Genomic DNA, 20,021 nt, shown 5'->3' on the forward strand with positions numbered 1-20,021 from the left:
CGGGCCTGCGGTGCGAAGCGAAAAATGCCGCACAGTCTACCAGCCTCATGGCCATTCGCCCTACGATTCCACGTGTTGTTCCGGACGACGGGCACGCCTTCCGTCCGTCGGCGCCAGTTGCAGGAAGATGGTCGCCGCCAGCATGGCCATGACGCCGATGGTCACGAAGGTCAGCTGGAACGCGGCGAGCGTGGTTTCCACGCCTTCGGCGCTGCCCGAGGCGGTGAAACCACCGAGCAAGGCCCCCGCACAGGCCACGCCAAGGCTCAGGGAAATTTGCGCGACCACCGACAGCAGGCTGTTGCCGCTGCTGGCGCTGGCATCGTCCAGGTCGATCAGCGTCACCGTGTTCATGGCGGTGAACTGCAGCGAGTTGACCGCGCCAAGCAAGGCCAGTTGGGTCAGCAGCAGGGCATAAGGTGTGTTTTCGTCGACCAGCGCCAGGCTGGCCAGCAGGATGCCCAGCAGTAGCGTGTTGCCGGTAAGAATGATGCGGTAGCCCAGGCGCTCGATCAGTGGCCGGGCAATCGACTTGGCCACCATCGCCGCCGCCGCCAGCGGAATCATGCTCATGCCCGCCTGCGACGGCGAATAGCCCAGCGCCACTTGCAGCAGCAACGGCACCAGGAAGGGCAGGGCGCCGCTGCCCAGGCGGGCGAACAGGTTGCCCAGGATACCGATGGCGAAGGTGCGCACACGAAACAGGCTGGGCGAAAACAGCGGCTCCGGGTCGCGCCCGGCCCGCAGCCAATAGGCCGCCAGGCAAGCCATGCCGGCGAACAGCAGCAACATCACCCGCAGGTGCGGCAGGTGCAGTTCGCCCAGGCCTTCCATGGCGATGGTGATCAGCACCATTGCCGCACCGAACAGCACGAAGCCTGGCCCGTCGAAGGTGGTGCGCTCGCTGCCGCGCAGGTCGGGGATGAACTTCCACACCGCGTAGCAGCCCAGCGCGCCGACCGGCAGGTTGAGCAGGAAGATCCAGTGCCAGCTGAGAATCTCCACCAGCCAGCCGCCCACGGTCGGCCCCAGCAACGGCCCGAGCAGGCCGGGAATGGTGATGAAGCTCATGATCCGCACCAGCTCCGAGCGCGGGTAGGCGCGCAGCACGACCAGCCTTCCCACCGGCAGCATCAGCGCGCCGCCCAGGCCCTGGATGACCCGCGCGAAAATCAGAAAGCCCAGGCTGTTGGCGATGGCGCACAGCAACGAGCCTAGGCTGAACAGCAGGATGGCGCCGAAGAAGATGTGCTTGGTGCCGAAGCGGTCGGCGATCCAGCCCGATGCGGGAATCAGCAGGGCCACGGTGAGCATGTAGGCGATGATCACGCCCTGCATGCGCAGCGGGTCTTCCGACAATGAGTGGGCCATGGACGGCAGCGCGGTGTTGAGGATGGTGCCGTCCAGCGACTGCATGAAGAAGGCGATGGCCACGACCCAGGGGATCCAGCGGGCGGTGGTAGGGTCGAGCGGGGCGCGTTCGGGCATGACTTCCTCGTTCGTCAGTACTGGCCTATTCGCGGGTAAACCCGCTCCCACAGGTACTGCGCTGCATTTGAGGGCGGCGCTATACCTGTGGGAGCGGGTTTACCCGCGAATAGGCCGGTACAGCCAATCACAATGTCAGGGTCAGGGCTTTGACCAACGCCCCGGGCAAATGGCTCGATCCGGTTTGGCGCTGCCCGTAGGTGCTGGTCGACAGGATCATCTCGCGTTCGCGGGTGAGGGCTTCCAGCTGGCCGCCGAGCAGGTTGTAGAGGCTGTCATCGAAGCGCATGGTGCTCACCGGCCCCTGGATCTGCCCACCTTCCACCCAGAAGGTGGCGAAGCGGGTCAGCCCGGTCATGCGCGCGGCGGGCAGGTCGGAGTAGTTCAAGTACCACAGGTTGCTGATGTACAACCCCGTGCCCAGGCGCTCGAGCACATCGGCCATGGCCAGTGCGCCGGGCGCAAGGCTCAGGGCGCAGGGCGACTCGTGGCCGTCGGCGCCATTGGCCGCCAGGGTGAACTCGGCGGCGCTGCGAGCGCAGGTGAGGCGCTCGATGGCGCGGCCTTCCGAAACCAGGCGCAAGTCCTGGCGCGGCGAGCCTTCGTTGGAGAACGCCGGGCTCAGCGAGCCTGCGACCTGTTCATCGAAGCTCACCAGCGGGCTCAGGCGTACATCGCCGTTGTACAGACGCTGCAACGGGCTGTTGCCGGTGGCCAGCGCCTGGGCCGAGAACCCACCCCAGGCGAGCATGCCGGCAATCTCTTCCATCGCCGCCGGAGCCAGGTAGGCGCGGTAGCTTCCGGGTTTGAGGGCGACTGCCGGGCGGCCGAGGAATGCCAGTTGCTCACGGGCTTGGCGCAGTCGTGCGGCGAACGCCGTGGCGCTCCAGGCCTGGCCTGCGTAATTGGCCTTCACCGCCTGGCCGTTGGCGTGGAACAGGCTCCAGTCGATGTTGAAGCTGTTGGCCTGGTGCCAGCCGAATGCCCCGAACGAACTGGCGAAGCCTCGGCAGATCGGCCCTGCGGCGTAGATGCCGACCAGGTCCAGGTCACCGGCCTCGCGTTCGATCAGCGTCAGTACTTCAGCGAGCTCCGGCAGCGACTGGTCTTGCTGGCTGTGGCTGTGCCAGGCGTCGTCGTCCAGTTGCAGGTAGGGGTCTGGCGGCAGCAGGGGCAGGGTCTGGCGCAGTTGCTCCAAGGCTTGGTGCAGGTGCTGGCGGTCGAGCTGCGGGTCGTCGCTGAGGGTCAGTTGCTGCTCGGCCTGGCGGCCATCGCACACCAGGCGCAGCAGCGCGCTGGCCTGGGCAACTTCGCCGGCCTGGCGCACTTTGGCGTGGTTGAAGCGGATGAATCGCGACTGCTCGGCGCTGTAGCCGAGGGTGAACTGCTCGCCGGGCTGGAGAGCGGCGTTGAGGCTGTCGAGCAGGTGTTCGAAGCGTTGCTGGTAGGGGCTGCTCATCAGGCGTCTCCTCCGAATACATCGACCTGGCGGAACACGCAGGCAGGCGAGGCGTGGCCCACTCGCACCACCTGGTTGGGCTCGCCCTTGCCGCAGTTGGGCGTACCGAGCACCTGGAAGGTACTGGCATCGCCTACCGCTGCGAGGCTGCGCCAGAAGCTGGCGGAAATGCCGCGGTAGTTGGGGTTCTTCACCACGTCCTTGAGTTCGCCGTTTTCGATCAGCTGGCCCCATTCGCAGCCGAACTGGAACTTGTTGCGTGCATCGTCGATGGACCACGAACGGTTGGTGCGCATCAGGATGCCGCGTTCGATACCGCCGATCAGCTGTTCCAGCGACTGGTCGCCGGGTTCGATATTGAGGTTGGCCATGCGGTCGATGGGCGCGCGGTTCCAGCCACAGGCGCGGCTGTTGGCTACGCCCGAAAGGCCCGAGCGGAACTGCGACAGCGCACCGCCCAGCGGGCGCAGCAACAGGCCGTTCTGAATCAGGAACTGCTTGCTGGCCCGGGTGCCGTCGTCATCGAAGCTGTAGCTGGCCAGTTCTTCGCCCAGGGTAGGGTCAAAGGTGACGTTGAGCAGCGCCGAGCCGTACTGCAGCCGGCCGAAGTCGCTGGCTTTGACGAAGCTGGTTCCGGCGTAGTTGCGCTCATCGCCCAGGATGCGGTCCATCTCCAGCGGGTGGCCGATGGACTCATGGATCTGCAGCATCATCTGGTCTGGCATCAGCAGCAGGTCGCGCGCACCGCTGGGGGTGTTGGGCGCCAGCAGCAGTTGCAGGGCCTGGTCGGCGATGCGTTTGCCGGCACCGACCAGGCCGCAGCGCTGGATCACTTCGAAGCCGCCTTGCTGGCCGAAGTTCTCCCGGCCCAGGCTGCGGGTCTGGCTGTCCTGCCCATCGCTGGCGGTGACTGCAAGGCCTGGGAACAGGAACCGCTGCGCGTGGCGCAGCTCGGCGCCGACGTTGTTCAGATAGGTTTGCTCGACCCGGGTGATGCCCAGGCTGGCCTGCCAGTCCACCAGGCGGCTGTCCTTGGGCACGCTGGCCGATTCGGCGGCGAGCAGCTCCAGGCACTCGGCGAGGCTGGGCAGGGGCTGGTCGAGGTTGGGCGAGAGGTGGTCATGGCGCTGGTTCGGCACCGTGTGCTCGCGCAGGTCGAGCAGGTTGTGGGCGGCGATGCCCCGCGCCAGGGCCTCGGCCTGTTCCAGGGCGCGTTGCAGGCCGCTCTGGGACAGGTCGGCGGTGGCCGCGTAAGCCTCCACGCCATTGACCCGCACGGTCAGCATCGCGCCTTCGTCCTGGCTGAAGAAGGGTGGCTCGGCCACGTTGCGTCGTACCGACAGCGCCTGGTGCGACTGCTTCACATGACGCAGGGAAAACACATCGGCCTTGCTGCGCAGCGCAGCGAAGCGCTGGCGCAGCAGGGCGCTGGAATCGAACATGCGGGAACCTCCCAGTCAATGGTGGCTCCCCTAGAACCACCCTTCCTGCATGGCGAGGCAGGTATCGTCGCGGGCCTCGAGCAATGCCAGGTCATTATGGCAGGGAGGTACTTCCCAGGTCAGGAAATAACGCGCGGCCTGCAGCTTGCCCTGGTAGAAGTTGCGGTCGGCCTCGACGCCCTTGAGCAAGCCCAGCTCGGCATGAATCGCTTGCTCCAGCCAGCGCCAGCCGACCACGCAGTGGCCGAAGGCCTTGAGGTACAGCGCCGAGTTGGCCAAGGCACCGGCGACCTTGCCTTGGGCCAGGTCGCCGAGCAGCGCCAGGGTTACCGCTTGCAGGCGGTTGACCAGGTGTTCCAAAGGCTGGCGCAGTGCGTCGAGGTTGGAGTGATGGCTGGCGCGCTCGCAGGTGGTGGCGATCAGGCGGATCAGTTGCTTGAGCCCAGCGCCGCCGTTCTGCGCCAGCTTGCGGCCCAGCAGGTCGAGGGACTGGATGCCATGGGTGCCTTCATGGATGGGGTTCAGCCGGTTATCGCGGTAGTACTGCTCCACCGGGTATTCGCGGGTGTAGCCGTGGCCGCCGAGAATCTGGATCGCCAGCTCGTTGGCCTTCAGGCAGTACTCCGAAGGCCACGACTTGACGATCGGGGTCAGCAGGTCGAGCAGCTCGTGAGCCTGGCGGCGGGCGTTGTCGTCGGCGGCGGTCTGGGTGTCGTCGAACAGCCGTGCGGCGTACAGGCCGAGGTCAAAGGCGCCTTCCACGTAGGCCTTCTGCGCCAGCAGCATGCGCTTCACATCGGTGTGGGCGATGATCGGCACGGCGGGGCTGGCCGGGTCCTTGTTATCCACAAGGCGGCCCTGGGGACGCTGACGGGCGTACTCCAGCGAGTACAGGTAGCCGGCATAGCCGAGCATCACCGCGCCCATGCCGACGCCGATACGTGCCTCGTTCATCATCTGGAACATGCACGCCAGGCCCTGGTGCGGCTGGCCGACCAAGTAGCCGACGCACTGGCCGCTGTCGCCGAAGTTCAGCGCGGTGGAGGTGGTGCCGCGCCAGCCCATCTTGTGGAACAGCCCGGCCAACAGCACATCGTTGCGCTCGCCCAGGGTGCCGTCTTCATTGACCAGGTACTTGGGCACGATGAACAGTGAGATGCCTTTTACCCCGGCGGGGGCGTCAGGCAGCTTGGCCAGCACCATGTGCACGATGTTGTCGGAGAGTTCGTGGTCGCCGCCGGAGATGAAGATCTTGTTGCCCTTGAGGCGATAGCTGCCGTCGCCTGCGGGTTCGGCGCGGGTGCGGATGTCGGCCAGCGACGAACCGGCATGGGGCTCGGTGAGCGCCATGGTGCCGAAATAGCGGCCTTCGATCATCGGTTGCAGGTACAGGCGTTTCTGTTCAACGGTGCCGAAGCTTTCGATCAGGTTGGCGGCGCCCATGGTCAGGAAGGGGTAGGCCGTGGTGCCCGCGTTGGCCGCTTGGAAGTGGGCGAAGCAGGCTTGCGACACCAGGCTGGGCAGTTGCATGCCGCCGACTTCGAAGTCGCGGTTGGCGTTGAGGAAGCCGGCGTCGAGGAAGGCGTCGACGGCGGGTTTCACTTCCGGGATCAGCTCGGCGCGGCCGTCCACATAGCGCGGCTCGTTCTCGTCGGCCTTGCGGTTGTGCGGTGCGAAGAGCTTTTCGGCCAGAGTGCGGGCGGTGGCAAGCGCGGCGTCGAAGGTTTCGCGGTTGTGCTCGGCGAAGCGCGGGCGCTGGGTGAGGGCTTCGGCGTCGAGGACTTCGTAGAGTTCGAAGGCGAGGTTGCGGGGGTTGAGCAGGGTATCGGACATGTCGACATTCCTAGGCAGGCGTGGGGCGAGTCTAGGATTGGCTGGCGGTGCTTACCACCATGATTGATTCAGCTGATGGCAGGGCACAATGCGGGCAGCCCCGAGCATGAGGCGATCAGGGCTGGAATAGCGTTCCGTCCGGGTTCAGTGGGCGAAAGTAACCCTTAATGCAGGTGACTTCTCGTACACAAAGCTGAATGTGGGTTTCTTGCCGAAAAGCTGTGCCTGGGTAGAGGCTTGGCCCTTCGAGGAAGGGCGAGCGAACCGAATGATACGGCTCTAGGTCCACGACCTCGCGAGCGGAGTGAAGTGACTGGAAAACAAGGCAGTCTAGAAAGCGCTTGAGATTATCGGTATCGCCGGTGAAGCCTGGTTTGTTCTCAGGAAGCGTATCGGTGCTTGACGCTAGAAGGTGGTAAGCCGCTGCAAGCTCTTGCAGGGCTCCTTCTTCTGTCAGGTTAAGACAGAGGCCTAAATTGATCACTGCTCCAACAACATATGGGTCTTTGATAGAGCCTTGGCCACGCTTGTGCTGCTTGATGCGATGGGCATAGCTCAATGCGCGCTCCGGGCTGTTTTCCCAGAAGTAGGCGCCTGCACCTAGCCAGTCATAGTCGTTTACGCTTGGCGATACTCGATCGCCAGCTAGGATAGCTTCACCGATTTTTCGGTCACAACCGTGGAACCCGAGGACGAAAGAGGGGAGCTGTCTATACATTCAGCGGAAATTTGCCTTGAGTTCACCTTTGCTGGTGAACATTCCCGTTGTAGCGAGAAACGCCTTGGCCTCGGAGGGATCGTTGGCGAGTATTTGAGCCAGTTGGCTGATGCGTTGGGCGGCCTCGAGGTGAGGGTTATCAGCTTTGGGCTTGTTGGCGACTTTGGCAGTCATGTCGACCTCCAGGGGGCGTTAAGGCGGGATGGGATGGCTGCCACTCTATAGCTGAACCGCCGATTTGTCAGCGTATGAGCGCTAAAATCAGAGGTTTCTTAAGATTTTCCTTATTCCTTGTAGTCCATTTCCCAAACATGCTCTCAAGCCCCTTTGAGCCATTGCGGTGGTCTGGGTTGGCTTCTAGTCTCCGGCAGTCGTTGCGAATCAACGACCGGCTTTGACAGGCCGAACTAGGTCTATCCCGATGGCTTTGCCTTATATGGCGGCTGTGCATGGGGCACTTCGTGTGCGCCGGGTTCTGGGATATCTACCGGTCTGTCAACCTATGTACAGCTGCCACCCTCTTGTTTGACAGCCGGCGTGTGGTGGCCCTTATCAGGTACCCCAAGATGCTGAAGACAGTCCCCGACCCACCCCACAACCATCACTCCCTCGAAGATACCCTCATCCAGGCCACGGAATACGCCCTCTGCGCGCTGACCGTCGCCCAGCAAGCCGTTCGTCTCCAGCCCAGGTCGCATGGCTCGATCCTGATGACGGCATCGATGCATGAACTTGAGTCGCTGCGTGTGTTGCTCGAATCGGCATTGATCCAGGTGCAGATGTCGGCGCCGCCGCAGGCGCGGCACTAGGCCTTCATTTATGTATTGGCTGTACTGGCCCTTTCGCGGGTAAACCCGCTCCCACAGGGTTCACCGCCGTCCTTGTGGGAGCGGGTTTACCCGCGAAGGGCCAGTTGGGCCACCGGAAATTTCAGGGAGACCCACCATGAGCACAGACGACCCCACCCTCAAAACCACCGTCGGCAAGACCAAGTTCTACCAAGGCGAAGACATGACCCAACCGCTGTTCTGCATCGAGCCCGGCATTTCCTGCCAGCATGCCCGCGAGCAGGCTTCGGAGTTGATGGGTTACGTGCGCGACATGACCCTGAGCGGGGTGATGGACGACAACCCGCAGCTGGTCTGGGCAGCGCATTACCTGAGCGCCCTGGCCAAGGCGCTGATGGATGATGCCGAGCTGGGCATGATGCACTGACCACCCTCAAAACGTCGCGGGGCAAGCCCGCTCCCAACAGGTATTGCGCCGCCTGAGAGTTGGCGCGGTACCTGTGGCAGCGGGCTTGCCCCGCGATGGCGTAAGTGGGTTTTAGCCGATAGTCATCAAGCTAGCATTACCCCCCGCCGCAGCAGTGTTCACACTCACCGCCCGCTCGATCACCAAGCGCTCCAGGGCAATCTGGTGGTCGCCGCTCGACAACCCATGCACACCGACGATAGCGCCAGCACGCTTGGCTACCTGCTTGCAGATGCCGCGCAGTTGGTCGGAGTCGCCATGGTGGATGACGGCGTCGAACGCGACCTCATCCTTGCTCCAGTCCGCCACCAGCTTGACCTTGCCTTGCAACTCCTTCGGCAGGCGTGCACGCAGGCTCTTGGCTGGTTCGCCCTCGGCCCATACCGCCGAGCTGCCCACCGCCAGCACCGCCGCAAACTGCGCCAGCAGGTCGGCTTCGTTGTCGGCCAGGCACAGCACGTGTTCGCGTGGCAGCACGGTGTAGGTGTTGCGCTCGCCGGTCGGGCCGGGCAGCACGCGGGTGATGCCGCTCTGCGACTGCTCGGCGAAGCTGTCGCACAGCGCGGCCAGCTCAGGCTGGTTGCTGCCAGCCCAGGCTTTGAGGGCGAGCAGCGGCTTGATCTGCTGGTCGTGCAGGGTGGTGTCGGCCTTGCCTTCGCCGTCGGCACGCGCGAAGTGGCGGGCGATGGCGTCGGCCGGGCGAGTCGACAGCAGGCGGTACAGGTACAGCGGGCCACCGGCTTTCGGGCCGGTGCCCGACAGGCCTTCGCCACCGAACGGTTGCACGCCGACCACGGCACCGACGATGTTGCGGTTGACGTACATGTTGCCCGCGTTGACGTTGTCCACCACTTTGGCAATGGTCTCGTCGATGCGGGTGTGCACGCCGAGTGTCAGGCCGTAGCCGGACGCGTTGATCTGCTCGATCAGTTGGTCGAGGTGCTTGCGGTTGTAGCGCACCACGTGCAGTACCGGGCCGAAGATCTCGCGCTTGAGCTCGTCGAAGCTTTCCAGCTCGATCAGCGTCGGCATCACGAAGGTGCCGCGCTTGATCTCTTCGCCTTCGGCGACGGCCACCTGGTAGACGGTGCGGCCTTTCTCGCGCATGCCCTGGATGTGCTTCTCGATGCCCGCCTTGGCTTCGGCGTCGATCACCGGGCCGATATCCACGGACAGGCGGTCGGGGTTGCCCAAGCGGTTCTGCGCCATGGCGCCCTTGAGCATCTCGATCACGCGGTCGGCGGAATCTTCCTGCAAGCACAGCACGCGCAGGGCCGAGCAACGCTGGCCGGCGCTGTCGAAGGCCGAGGACACCACGTCGATCACCACCTGCTCGGTGAGTGCCGAGGAGTCGACGATCATCGCGTTCTGCCCGCCGGTTTCGGCGATCAGCGGAATCGGACGGCCCTGGGCATCCAGGCGACCGGCGACGTTGCGTTGCAGCAGTCGCGCGACTTCGGTGGAGCCGGTGAACATCACGCCTTTGACGCGTTCGTCGCCCACCAGGCCCGCGCCGACCGTCTCGCCACGCCCTGGCAGCAGTTGCAGCACGCCTTCAGGAATGCCGGCTTCCAGCAGCAGGCGCACGGCCTGGGCGGCGATCAGCGGGGTCTGCTCGGCAGGCTTGGCCAGGACCGGGTTGCCCGCAGCCAGGGCGGCGGCGATCTGGCCGCTGAAGATCGCCAGTGGGAAGTTCCACGGGCTGATGCACACCACTGGGCCCAAGGGACGGCAGGCGTCGTTGCGCAGGTCGTTGCGCGCCTGCACGGCGTAGTAGCGCAGGAAGTCCACGGCCTCGCGCACTTCGGCGATGGCGTTGGCGAAGGTCTTGCCGGCTTCGCGGATGAGCAGGCCCATCAGCGGCTGGATCTCGGCTTCCATCAGGTCGGCGGTGCGCTCGAGGATCGCGGCGCGCTCGGCGGGCGGGGTAGCCTGCCAGATTGGTGCGGCGTTCAGTGCACACTGGATGGCGTTGTCGACGTCGGCGACGCTGGCCTCCTGCACATGGCCCACCACGTCGCGGTGGTCGGCAGGGTTCAGCACCGGCTGAGCGGCGCCTTCGCTGGCAGCGCAGGCCAGCAGCGGGGTGGCTTTCCAGTCGTTGTGGGCAGTGGCCAGCATGGCGCAGGACAGCGACGCCAGGCGGTGCTCGTTGGCCATGTCGATACCGGCCGAGTTGGCCCGCTCGCTGCCATACAGGTCACGCGGCAGCGGGATGCGCGGGTGCGGCAGGCCGACGCTGCCTTCCTGGGTGGCCATGCGCTCGATGCTGGCGACCGGGTCGGCGACCAGTTCCTGGATGGAAATGGAATGGTCGGCGATGCGGTTGACGAAGGAGGTGTTGGCGCCGTTTTCCAGTAGACGACGTACCAGGTAGGCCAGCAGGGTTTCGTGGGTACCAACCGGCGCGTATACGCGGCACGGACGGTTCAGCTTACCTTCGGAAACCTTGCCTACAACCTGCTCGTACAGCGGCTCGCCCATGCCGTGCAGGCACTGGAACTCGTACTGGCCGGGGTAATAGTTCTGGCCGGCAATCTGGTAGATGGCCGACAGGGTGTGGGCGTTGTGCGTGGCGAACTGCGGGTAGATGGCTTCTGGCACCGACAGCAGCTTGCGTGCGCAGGCGATGTAGGAAACGTCGGTGTACACCTTGCGGGTGTAGACCGGGTAGCCTTCCAGGCCCTCGACCTGGGCGCGCTTGATCTCGCTGTCCCAGTAGGCGCCTTTCACCAGGCGGATCATCAGGCGGTGGCGGCTGCGCTTGGCCAGGTCGATGACGTAGTCGATCACGTACGGGCAGCGCTTCTGGTAGGCCTGGATCACGAAGCCGATCCCGTTCCAGCCGGCGAGCGACGGCTCGAAGCACAGGCGCTCGAGCAGGTCCAGCGACAGCTCCAGGCGGTCGGCTTCCTCGGCGTCGATGTTCAAGCCGATGTCGTATTGCTTGGCCAGCAGGGTCAGCGACAGCAGGCGCGGGTACAGCTCGTTCATCACGCGCTCGTACTGGGCGCGGCTGTAGCGCGGGTGCAGGGCCGAGAGCTTGATAGAGATGCCCGGGCCTTCATAGATGCCGCGGCCATGGGAGGCCTTGCCGATCGAGTGGATGGCCTGCTCGTAGGACGCCAGGTACTTCTGTGCGTCGTGCTCGGTCAGTGCGGCTTCTCCGAGCATATCGTAGGAATAGCGGAAGCCCTTGGACTCGAAGCGGCTGGCGTTGGCCAGGGCTTCGGCGATGGTCTCGCCGGTGACGAACTGCTCGCCCATCAGGCGCATGGCCATGTCCACGCCCTTGCGGATCATCGGCTCGCCGCTCTTGCCGATGATGCGGGTGAGCGAGGAGCTCAGCCCGGACTCATTGTGGGTGGACACCAGCTTGCCGGTCAGCAGCAGGCCCCAGGTGGCGGCGTTGACGAACAGCGAGGGGCTGTTGCCCAAGTGCGGTTGCCAGTTGCCATTGCTGATCTTGTCGCGGATCAGCGCATCACGGGTGCCTTTGTCGGGGATTCGCAGCAGCGCTTCGGCCAGGCACATCAGCGCCACGCCTTCCTGGGACGACAGCGAGAACTCTTGCAACAGGCCCTGGACGATACCGGCGCGGCCGCTGGCGCTCTTCTGGTTGCGCAACTTGTCGGCAAGGCCGGCAGCCATCTTGTTGGTGGCTTCGGCCTGCGGTGCCGACAGGCGCGCCTGCTCCAGCAGCATGGGCACCATTTCCTGCTCAGGGCGACGGTAGGCGGCGGTGATGGCCGCGCGCAGTACGGACTGCGGCAGGATGCTTTCGGCGAACTCCAGGAAACACTGGTGGGCATGGTCAGCAGGCACTTCGCCAGCGTCATCGCCGAGCGCGGCAGCCTGGCCATTGAGTTCGTTCAGGGTGGCGCCACCCTCGAGCTTCTCCAGGTAGTTGAAGATCGCTTGCTTGATCAACCAGTGCGGTGTGCGGTCGATGGACTGCGCAGCGGCTTTGAGTCGCTCACGGGTTGGGTCGTCGAGTTTGACCCCAAGGGTGGTCGTCGCCATTTCTTATCCTCGTTATTGCCACGGCGGTGGCCTAAGCTGGATGCAAGATTAGCTGTAGGAGTTTTCAGGTGCAACCGGGTGCAACCCGAAATCGGATTAGAACAGGTGCAACTCGTCCGACAGCTATTTCCCTACGCTAAAAAGGGGCGTTTGCGGTGCGTTTTCTTATAAGAAAGTGCAGCTGCTGCTGCCTTTTGGAGCAAGAAAGCGGTTTTATCGGAAAAGTGGCGGTGAGGTGCAACTTGCAAATGAAAAATGGTTGCACCTTGTTCAGGTTGTTGCATAGCATGCGCCGCCTGGGTGCAACCGACTCATCAAGCGGTCGCAAGAGATAAAAACAACGCCAGGGCACAACTCATGGGCAATCCAATCACGGTCACATTCGTGATCTACATCGCGGTAATGGTGCTGATCGGCTTCATGGCCTACCGCTCCACCAAGAACCTTTCCGACTACATCCTGGGCGGTCGCAGCCTGGGCAGCGTGGTCACCGCACTCTCCGCCGGCGCTTCCGACATGAGCGGCTGGCTGCTGATGGGCCTGCCGGGCGCCATCTACATGTCGGGCCTTTCCGAGGCCTGGATCGCCATCGGCCTGACCGTCGGCGCCTACCTGAACTGGCTGTTCGTCGCTGGCCGCCTGCGTGTGCAGACCGAGCACAACGGTGACGCCCTGACCCTGCCGGACTATTTCGCCAGCCGCTTCGAAGACCAGAGCGGCCTGCTGCGCATCATCTCGGCCGTGGTCATCCTGGTGTTCTTCACCATCTATTGCGCCTCCGGCATCGTCGCTGGGGCCCGCCTGTTCGAAAGCACCTTCGGCATGTCCTACGAGACCGCGCTGTGGGCAGGTGCTGCAGCCACTATCGCCTACACCTTCATCGGGGGCTTCCTGGCGGTGAGCTGGACCGACACCGTTCAGGCCGCGCTGATGATCTTCGCGCTGATCCTCACCCCGATCATCGTGCTGATTTCCACCGGCGGCTTCGACACCACCTTCCTTGCCATCGAGGCCGTGAACCCGGCCAACTTCGACATGTTCCGCGGCGCTACCTTCATCGGCGTCATTTCGCTGATGGGCTGGGGCCTGGGCTACTTCGGCCAGCCGCACATCCTGGCGCGCTTCATGGCCGCTGATTCGGTGAAGTCGATCGCCAACGCCCGTCGCATCTCCATGACCTGGATGATCCTGTGCCTGGCCGGTACCTGCGCCGTGGGCTTCTTCGGCATCGCCTACTTCTCTGCCAACCCTGACCTGGCCGGCCCGGTCACCGAGAACCACGAGCGGGTGTTCATCGAACTGGCGAAGATCCTGTTCAACCCGTGGGTTGCAGGTGTGCTGCTGTCCGCCATCCTCGCGGCGGTGATGAGCACCCTGAGCTGCCAGCTGCTGGTGTGCTCCAGCGCCCTGACCGAAGACTTCTACAAAGCCTTCCTGCGCAAGAATGCGTCCCAGGGTGAGCTGGTGTGGGTCGGCCGCTTGATGGTGCTGGCCGTGGCGCTGATCGCCATCGCCCTGGCTGCCAACCCGGAAAACCGCGTGCTGGGCCTGGTGGCCTACGCCTGGGCCGGCTTCGGTGCCGCCTTCGGTCCGGTGGTGCTGCTCTCGGTGCTCTGGAAGGGCATGACTCGCAATGGCGCGCTGGCCGGTATCGTCGTCGGTGCCCTGACCGTGATCCTGTGGAAGAACTACGTTGGCCTGGGGCTGTACGAAATCATTCCAGGCTTCCTGTTCGCCACCCTCGCCATCGTTTTCGTGAGCAAGGCAGGTCGTCCGTCGACCAGCATGGTCTCGCGCTTCGAAACCGCCGATGCGGCGTACCACGCTGACAAGTAATACCCGTTGACATGGCGGCGCCCGCGAAGCAGGCGCCGCCGTTCGACCGCCGTACCTGACGGCTCCCGCACGACAAGGTAAACTTGCCGGCCCCCGCAGGAGCCGCCATGAACTACCGTCACGCCTTCCACGCCGGCAACCACGCCGACGTCCTCAAGCATATCGTGCTGACCCGCCTCATCGCCCTGATGTCGCGCAAGGAGCAGCCTTTCGCCTACCTCGATACCCATGCTGGCCTCGGCCTGTACGACCTGCAGGGCGACCAGGCGAACCGTACCGGTGAATACCTCGAAGGTGTCGCTCGCCTGTGGAATCGCGACGACCTGCCTGCCATCACCGACGACTACCTGCGCATCATCAAACGCCTCAATTCGGACGGCGAGCTGCGCTACTATCCCGGTTCCCCCGAGCTGGCCCGGCGCCTGATGCGCCAGCAGGACCGCGCTCTGCTCAACGAAAAACACCCCGAAGACGGCCCGTTGCTACGGGAAAACATGAAGAAAGACCCGCGCGTAACCGTGCACCTGGGCGAGGGCTGGCACGTGCCGCGGGCCCTGCTGCCGGTGCAGGAAAAGCGCGCGATCATGCTGATCGACCCGCCGTTCGAGCAGGCGGACGAGCTGAAGCGCTGCACCGTGGCCATGAAAGAGGCGATCGGCCGCATGCGTCAGACCGTCGTGGCGATCTGGTACCCGATCAAGGACCAGCGCTCGCTGACGCGTTTCTACCAGGACCTGACCAGTACCGGGGCGCCCAAGTTGCTGCGCGCCGAACTGTACGTGCACCACCAGGACAGCCCTCAGGGCCTGAATGGCTCCGGCCTGGCCATCGCCAACCCGCCATGGGGCCTGGAAGACGAGCTGCGCGAGCTGCTGCCCTGGCTGGCCGAGGAACTGGCGCAAAGCGCCGGCAGCCACCGGCTTGACTGGCTGATCGCCGAGTGAAGTGTCTGGTTAGCGGCGGGGGCAGTTTGCCGTCTATGTTTGCGTTATAATCGCGCCCTTTAGCCGCCGCCCGCCCATGAGGCCGCCGGCGCATCCCTAGCGAATGAAGAGGCTGAACCCTTGGCATTGACGATTCTTGGCCTGTCCGGCGCCCTTAGCCATGACCCTTCCGCGGCCCTGTACATCGACGGCAAGCTGATTGCCGCCGCCGAAGAAGAGCGCTTCGTGCGTGACAAGCATGCGAAGAACCGCATGCCCTACGAGTCGGCGAAATTCTGCCTGGAGCAGGCTGGCATCAAGCCTTCGGACGTCGACGTCGTGGCTATTCCCTTCGCGCCTATCAGCCTGTTCGGCAAGGCGCGCTGGCACTACGCGAAACGCTACTGGTACGCCCCGGACCGCGCGCTGGACGCGATCCTGATGGGCAACCGTCGCTACAAGCGCTACCGCAAGAAGATCGTCTGGTGCCTGGAGCAACTGGGCTTCGACCCCAAGAAGGTCAAGATCGAGCCGGTCGAGCACCACCTGGCCCACGCCTCCAGTGCCTACCACTGCTCAGGCTTCAAGGAAAAGACTGCCATCCTCGGCATCGACGGCAAGGGTGAATACGCCACCACCTTCTTCGGCTATGGCGAGAACGGCAAGATCCACAAGATCAAGGAGTTCTTCGACCCGGACTCGCTCGGCGGCCTGTACGGCGCGATGACCGAGTTCCTGGGCTTCGAGATGCTCGACGGCGAGTTCAAGGTCATGGGCATGGCGCCTTATGGCGATGCCAGCAAGTACGACTTCTCGCGCCTGGCCAGCTTCGAAAATGGCGAGCTGGTCATCAATACCGACTACGCCAACGTCATCGGCCTGCGCCGCTATAAAGAGAAGGGCAAGGGCTTTTACTTCTCGCCCAAGCTGATCGAATGGCTGGGCCCCAAGCGCGAGGGCGACATCGCCGACGAGCCGTACATCCACTACGCGGCCAGCATGCAGGCGCTGTTCGAGAAGCTGGCGTTGCAGATGATCGACCACTACCTGGGCGACATCCTCAAGGAAACCGGCAAGCTGGCCTTCGCCGGCGGCTGCGCGCTGAACGTCAAGCTCAACCAGAAGATCATCGCCCGCCCGGACCTCAAGGAGCTGTTCGTGCAGCCGGCGTCCGGCGATGCCGGTACTGCCGTGGGGGCTGCGGCCTACGTTTCCCACGCCCGTGGCGTGCCGGTCGAGAAGATGGAGCATGTCTATCTGGGCCCTGCGTACTCCAACGAGGACGTGATCGCCGCCTGCGCCCGCCACCCGAACGCACCGAAATGGCGCAAGCTCAACGACATGCCGGAGCGCATCGCCAAGATCATGGTCGATGGCAACCCCGTGGCCTGGTTCCAGGGCCGCATGGAGTTCGGGCCGCGCGCCCTGGGCGGGCGTTCGATCATTGGCTGTCCGAGCGTGCCGGGCGTTGCCAACCGTATCAACGAGCAGATCAAGTTCCGCGAGCGCTGGAGACCTTTCTGCCCCTCGATGCTCGACACCGTCGCGCCACAGATGATCAAGGTCGACCACCCGGCGCCCTTCATGACCTTTACCTTCGAGGTGGCCGAGGAGTGGAAAACCCGCGTGCCGGAGGTAGTCCACGAGGACGGCACGTCCCGTGCGCAGGTGCTGAAGCGGGAGTACAATCCGCGTTACTACGACATGATGAAGGCGCTGGAAGCGCTGACTGGCAATGGCGTTTCGCTGAACACGTCGCTCAATCGTCGTGGCGAACCGATGATCTGCTCGCCGACCGACGCGCTGAACATGTTCTATGGGTCCGACCTGCAGTATCTGATCATGGAAGACATCCTTGTGGTCAAAGAGGGTGCGCCAGAGTATGAAGATTCCTGAAATACTGATTAGCCTGGTCATTCCGGCTTACAACTACGGCAAGCTGCTGCCACGGGCGCTGGACTCGGTGTTTGCTCAATGGGCCGATGACCTTGAAGTGATCGTGGTCAACGACGGTTCCAAGGACAACACCCTGGAAGTGTTGGCGGGTTACGTTGCCCGCCACCCGCAGTTGCAGGTCATCGATCAGGCCAACGCCGGTGCCGCTGCCGCTCGCAACAAGGGCATCGCCCAGGCGCGCGGTCGCTACGTATTGTTGCTTGATGCCGACGACGAGCTGGTACCCGGTGCCATCGAGGTATTGCGCGAAGTGCTGCGCGCCAACCCCGACACCGGCATGGTGCTGGGTGGGCAGATTTCGGTATTCCCGGACGGCAAGGAGCGCGTGCGCCTGCCGACGCCGGTGCCGCAGGCCAGCGCCAAGGAGCTGGCGCGCAGCTACTTGCTGGACAAGCGCATTACCGTCTCGCATTGCTGCACGCTGTTCGCCCGTGATCTGTTGCTGCGTCGCCCATACCCCGAGAACTTGCGTACCAGCGAAGACATTCCAGTGTTCGCCTTCCTGGTGGTCAACGCCAAGGTGGTCACCACCGATGTGCCCCTGGCGCGGATTCACAAGCACCCGGACAGCCAGCGGCACAACCGCGAGAACGAAGAAGCCTACGCGATGACGCTGGTCGACGAGGTATTTGCCAGTTTGCCGGCTGAGTGTCAGGAACTGAGGGGGCGCTACCGGGCTCAGCGCTACCTTTCGTTGTTCCGCGCAGCGCTGCTGTCGGGTGACCGTACTGCTGCGCGGCGCTTCTATGGCCATGCGCTGCGGCTGAGTCCGACTCAGGCGATGCGCTGGTCATATTTGCGCAAGGCATCGCGGTTGGTGATGGCTTAAGGGGTTCATTGGGACTGCTGTTGACGGAAAGGATGTTGGAGTGGGCAAGTTCGTTTCAAAAATTGTTGGCGAGTACCCTGTAAGGCTGGCGTTTTTCGCCAGCCTTTTGCTTTCGTTGGTAGCTGTGCTGGGCGCGGGTACGCTTGGTCGCGACGCATCGTTCTATATGACTATCGCCGAGCGCGTCAGCCAGGAAGGGCCGCAGGTGGCCTGGCAGCTTTTCAACTGGCCTTGGTTTACCTACCTGCTTGCGGCAAGCCACATGGTTCTGCGCCTGCCGTTGGAGTGGTGTGCCTATCTGTGGTGCGCGCTATTCATGGCCGGTACGTGCGCCTTGCTGGTAGATGTCGTGCGTCAGCGTGTCCCGGCCGCCGCAGGCTGGGCCTGCCTGGTGGTTCTGGCGATGCCGGCGGTAAACCAGTTCCGCAATGACATCATCCGTGAGTACGGGTTCTGGTTTTTCTGTGTCCTGGCGTTGTGGCTGGTCATGCGCTGGCAGTTACGAGGCGGATGGCTGCGCGCGGCCGCTGTCCATCTGGCGATAGGTCTGGCGATACTGTTCCGGCTCGAGGCATTGATGCTGGAGGTGGCCTTGGTGCTTTGGCTAGTGGTAGGGCTGCGCGAACCTCAAGGAATGAGGCGTCTGGCCCAGTTCATCGTCCTGCCGCTGGTAGCTGGCAGCGCTGGGTTGGTGGTCTTGCTGGCCAAGGGTGAAATCACCTCGACGCGGCTTGAGGATTACCTCGAGTTGATTGACCCGAGGCAGGTGTATTTCGCTTTGCGTCAAGTGGCTGACCAGTTGGGCGACAGCATGACCTACAAGTATTCACGCGACGAAACCGGTCGAATCATATTCTTCGGCATGCTTGCGGCGTTGCTTATCCAGTTCGTGTCGTTGACCGGTCCCTTCTCGCTACCCTTCCTGCGACGCGAAAGCTGGCAGGCGCTGCGTACCTACTTGCGCGATTACCAGGCGTTTGCCTGGGCGGCTCTGATGTACTTGACGGTGCTGATGTTGTTCTTCATCAGCATGCAGTTCATGAACGGTCGTTACTTGAGCTTCCTCAACCTGTTGGTAGTACCGTTGCTGGCGGTGGGGGCGTGGCATTTCGCAAGCCATTTCCCCCGTCTGGGCAAGGTGCTGGTGGTGGTGGGGTTGCTGGTGATGGTCTCCAACGTCATTTCCACGGGGGCACGCAAAACCCATCTGATCGAGGCAGGGCATTGGGTTGCCGCCAACATCGACCCCAAGGCCAAGGTTTACTACGATGATGGTCGGGTCAGCTACTACGCGGGGCGCGGCTACGTGACCTCCCTGCCGCAGGCTGAAGTCATTCATGATGACGCAGCCCGCCGCTACAGCTACTTCGTCTTGGAGGGTCGTCCAGACGAGCCGTGGCTCACCGCGTGGCTTGAGCAGCACCAGATGCGCGTACTGGCGAGTTTCGCCAATCGCAAGAAATCTACCGTGCTGGTAATCGGTCGCTAGCCAAGCAACTGCCGCAGGTTGTTCAGCAGACGTGGACGGGGCCTGTTTTGGCCCCGTTCCATTTCCTGGCGATAGCCTTGCAGGAAGGTTTCCCCCGCATTCTCGCCCAGCAGCCACTGACGGTCCTGCGGGTAGCGCAGCATGTGGTGGAAGTTGCGTTCGCGCTGGCTATCGCGCAGTGCGCGGCGCTGGCGGCGCAGGTCGGCGATGTCGATCAACCCCAGTTCCTGGTCGGGCGTAAGCACCACATTGCCCAGATGCAGCGAACGAAAGTAAACCCCGGTCTCGTGCAGGTGCGCTACAAAGCGCCCTAGCTGCAGGCGCAGCGCCTGGGCCTGGGCCGCATCATCCAGCAGCTGACGCAAGGTCTGGCCTGGCAGTGGCTGGTAGTACACGGCGTCACGGGCAATGCTGGCAATGCGGTACGTGGCGATCACTTCCGGGCTGGGGATACCCAGGCTGGCGAGGGTGCTTGCGTTGTGTGCGAACCGCTCGGCGTAGGGGAAGAACAGCGCCGAGCTGAGCAGGCGTTTGCGCCGGAACAGCTTGAGCATTCGGCCATCACGCAAGCGCAGCACCTTGTCGCCGGAACCGTCGGCCTCCAGTACCTGGGCGCCTTCGCGTAAAGCCAGGTAGGTGGAATGATCCAGTGCTTGCATGAGTAACCTCCGATAACCAAGCCGGTTATCTTATCTGACTTGCCTCGGTGTCGCTGCTGTCGGTTTCATGGGGGTGAAAAGTCGCTGTGATATGATCGGCGCCTCATTTTAG

At 63.6% G+C, this 20,021-nt stretch carries 16 protein-coding genes; 7 read left to right on the forward strand and 9 right to left on the reverse strand.

The window, feature by feature from the left end; all coding sequences use genetic code 11:
• Nucleotides 1–60 precede the first annotated feature (60 nt).
• From mdtD to RAC97_RS01155, 6 genes are all read right to left on the reverse strand, one after another.
• Nucleotides 61–1,488 carry a multidrug transporter subunit MdtD gene (gene mdtD, locus RAC97_RS01130; RefSeq protein WP_375098870.1) on the reverse strand — a complete coding sequence of 476 codons (1,428 nt, stop codon included), beginning with the start codon at nt 1,486–1,488 and terminating at the stop codon, nt 61–63.
• 127 nt (nt 1,489–1,615) lie between these two features.
• The gene (locus RAC97_RS01135; RefSeq protein ID WP_375098869.1) at nt 1,616–2,947 is read right to left on the reverse strand and encodes a TldD/PmbA family protein; all 1,332 of its coding nucleotides are present in this window, start codon (nt 2,945–2,947) and stop codon (nt 1,616–1,618) included.
• The gene (locus RAC97_RS01140) at nt 2,947–4,389 is read right to left on the reverse strand and encodes a TldD/PmbA family protein (protein ID WP_375098868.1); all 1,443 of its coding nucleotides are present in this window, start codon (nt 4,387–4,389) and stop codon (nt 2,947–2,949) included. The genes RAC97_RS01135 and RAC97_RS01140 overlap by 1 nt, the downstream gene beginning before the upstream one ends.
• A 30-nt stretch (nt 4,390–4,419) precedes the next feature.
• A complete protein-coding gene (locus tag RAC97_RS01145; RefSeq protein WP_375098867.1) occupies nt 4,420–6,222 on the reverse strand; it encodes an acyl-CoA dehydrogenase in 1,803 nt (600 codons plus the stop codon).
• 115 nt (nt 6,223–6,337) lie between these two features.
• Nucleotides 6,338–6,781 carry a hypothetical protein gene (locus RAC97_RS01150; protein ID WP_375098866.1) on the reverse strand — a complete coding sequence of 148 codons (444 nt, stop codon included), beginning with the start codon at nt 6,779–6,781 and terminating at the stop codon, nt 6,338–6,340.
• A gap of 159 nt (nt 6,782–6,940) precedes the next feature.
• Nucleotides 6,941–7,114, reverse strand: a complete 174-nt coding sequence (locus RAC97_RS01155) for a hypothetical protein (protein WP_375098865.1) — start codon at nt 7,112–7,114, stop codon at nt 6,941–6,943.
• A gap of 392 nt (nt 7,115–7,506) precedes the next feature.
• Between RAC97_RS01155 and RAC97_RS01160 the strand changes: the two genes are divergently transcribed.
• Both RAC97_RS01160 and RAC97_RS01165 read left to right on the forward strand, forming a co-directional pair.
• Entirely contained in the window at nt 7,507–7,749 is a 243-nt protein-coding gene (locus tag RAC97_RS01160; protein ID WP_375098864.1) for a hypothetical protein, read from the forward strand.
• 136 nt (nt 7,750–7,885) lie between these two features.
• A complete protein-coding gene (locus RAC97_RS01165) occupies nt 7,886–8,155 on the forward strand; it encodes a DUF3077 domain-containing protein (RefSeq protein ID WP_375098863.1) in 270 nt (89 codons plus the stop codon).
• Between the two features lie 111 nt (nt 8,156–8,266).
• On the opposite strand, the gene putA is transcribed toward RAC97_RS01165, so the two are convergent.
• Both putA and RAC97_RS01175 read right to left on the reverse strand, forming a co-directional pair.
• Complete coding sequence (gene putA, locus RAC97_RS01170) at nt 8,267–12,217, reverse strand: trifunctional transcriptional regulator/proline dehydrogenase/L-glutamate gamma-semialdehyde dehydrogenase (protein ID WP_375098862.1); 3,951 nt, start codon at nt 12,215–12,217, stop codon at nt 8,267–8,269.
• A gap of 131 nt (nt 12,218–12,348) precedes the next feature.
• Nucleotides 12,349–12,501 carry a hypothetical protein gene (locus RAC97_RS01175; RefSeq protein ID WP_375098861.1) on the reverse strand — a complete coding sequence of 51 codons (153 nt, stop codon included), beginning with the start codon at nt 12,499–12,501 and terminating at the stop codon, nt 12,349–12,351.
• A gap of 73 nt (nt 12,502–12,574) precedes the next feature.
• On the opposite strand from RAC97_RS01175, the gene putP reads away from it, so the two are divergent.
• From putP to RAC97_RS01200, 5 genes are all read left to right on the forward strand, one after another.
• Nucleotides 12,575–14,053 (forward strand): sodium/proline symporter PutP, encoded by a 1,479-nt coding sequence (gene putP, locus RAC97_RS01180; RefSeq protein WP_375098860.1) that lies wholly within the window; start codon nt 12,575–12,577, stop codon nt 14,051–14,053.
• A 107-nt stretch (nt 14,054–14,160) separates the two neighbouring features.
• Nucleotides 14,161–14,997: a 23S rRNA (adenine(2030)-N(6))-methyltransferase RlmJ gene (locus RAC97_RS01185; RefSeq protein ID WP_375098859.1), complete on the forward strand. Its 837-nt coding sequence runs from the start codon at nt 14,161–14,163 to the stop codon at nt 14,995–14,997.
• Between the two features lie 120 nt (nt 14,998–15,117).
• Nucleotides 15,118–16,872 (forward strand): carbamoyltransferase, encoded by a 1,755-nt coding sequence (locus tag RAC97_RS01190; RefSeq protein WP_375098858.1) that lies wholly within the window; start codon nt 15,118–15,120, stop codon nt 16,870–16,872.
• The gene (locus RAC97_RS01195) at nt 16,859–17,761 is read left to right on the forward strand and encodes a glycosyltransferase family 2 protein (RefSeq protein WP_375098857.1); all 903 of its coding nucleotides are present in this window, start codon (nt 16,859–16,861) and stop codon (nt 17,759–17,761) included. The genes RAC97_RS01190 and RAC97_RS01195 overlap by 14 nt, the downstream gene beginning before the upstream one ends.
• A gap of 40 nt (nt 17,762–17,801) precedes the next feature.
• Complete coding sequence (locus tag RAC97_RS01200) at nt 17,802–19,250, forward strand: hypothetical protein (protein ID WP_375098856.1); 1,449 nt, start codon at nt 17,802–17,804, stop codon at nt 19,248–19,250.
• On the opposite strand, the gene RAC97_RS01205 is transcribed toward RAC97_RS01200, so the two are convergent.
• Nucleotides 19,247–19,909, reverse strand: a complete 663-nt coding sequence (locus RAC97_RS01205) for a lipopolysaccharide kinase InaA family protein (RefSeq protein WP_375098855.1) — start codon at nt 19,907–19,909, stop codon at nt 19,247–19,249. The genes RAC97_RS01200 and RAC97_RS01205 overlap by 4 nt on opposite strands.
• Between the last annotated feature and the right edge of the window lie 112 nt (nt 19,910–20,021).

The sequence above is a fragment of the Pseudomonas sp. LS_2 genome, assembly GCF_042709235.1.
Taxonomy (GTDB): domain Bacteria; phylum Pseudomonadota; class Gammaproteobacteria; order Pseudomonadales; family Pseudomonadaceae; genus Aquipseudomonas.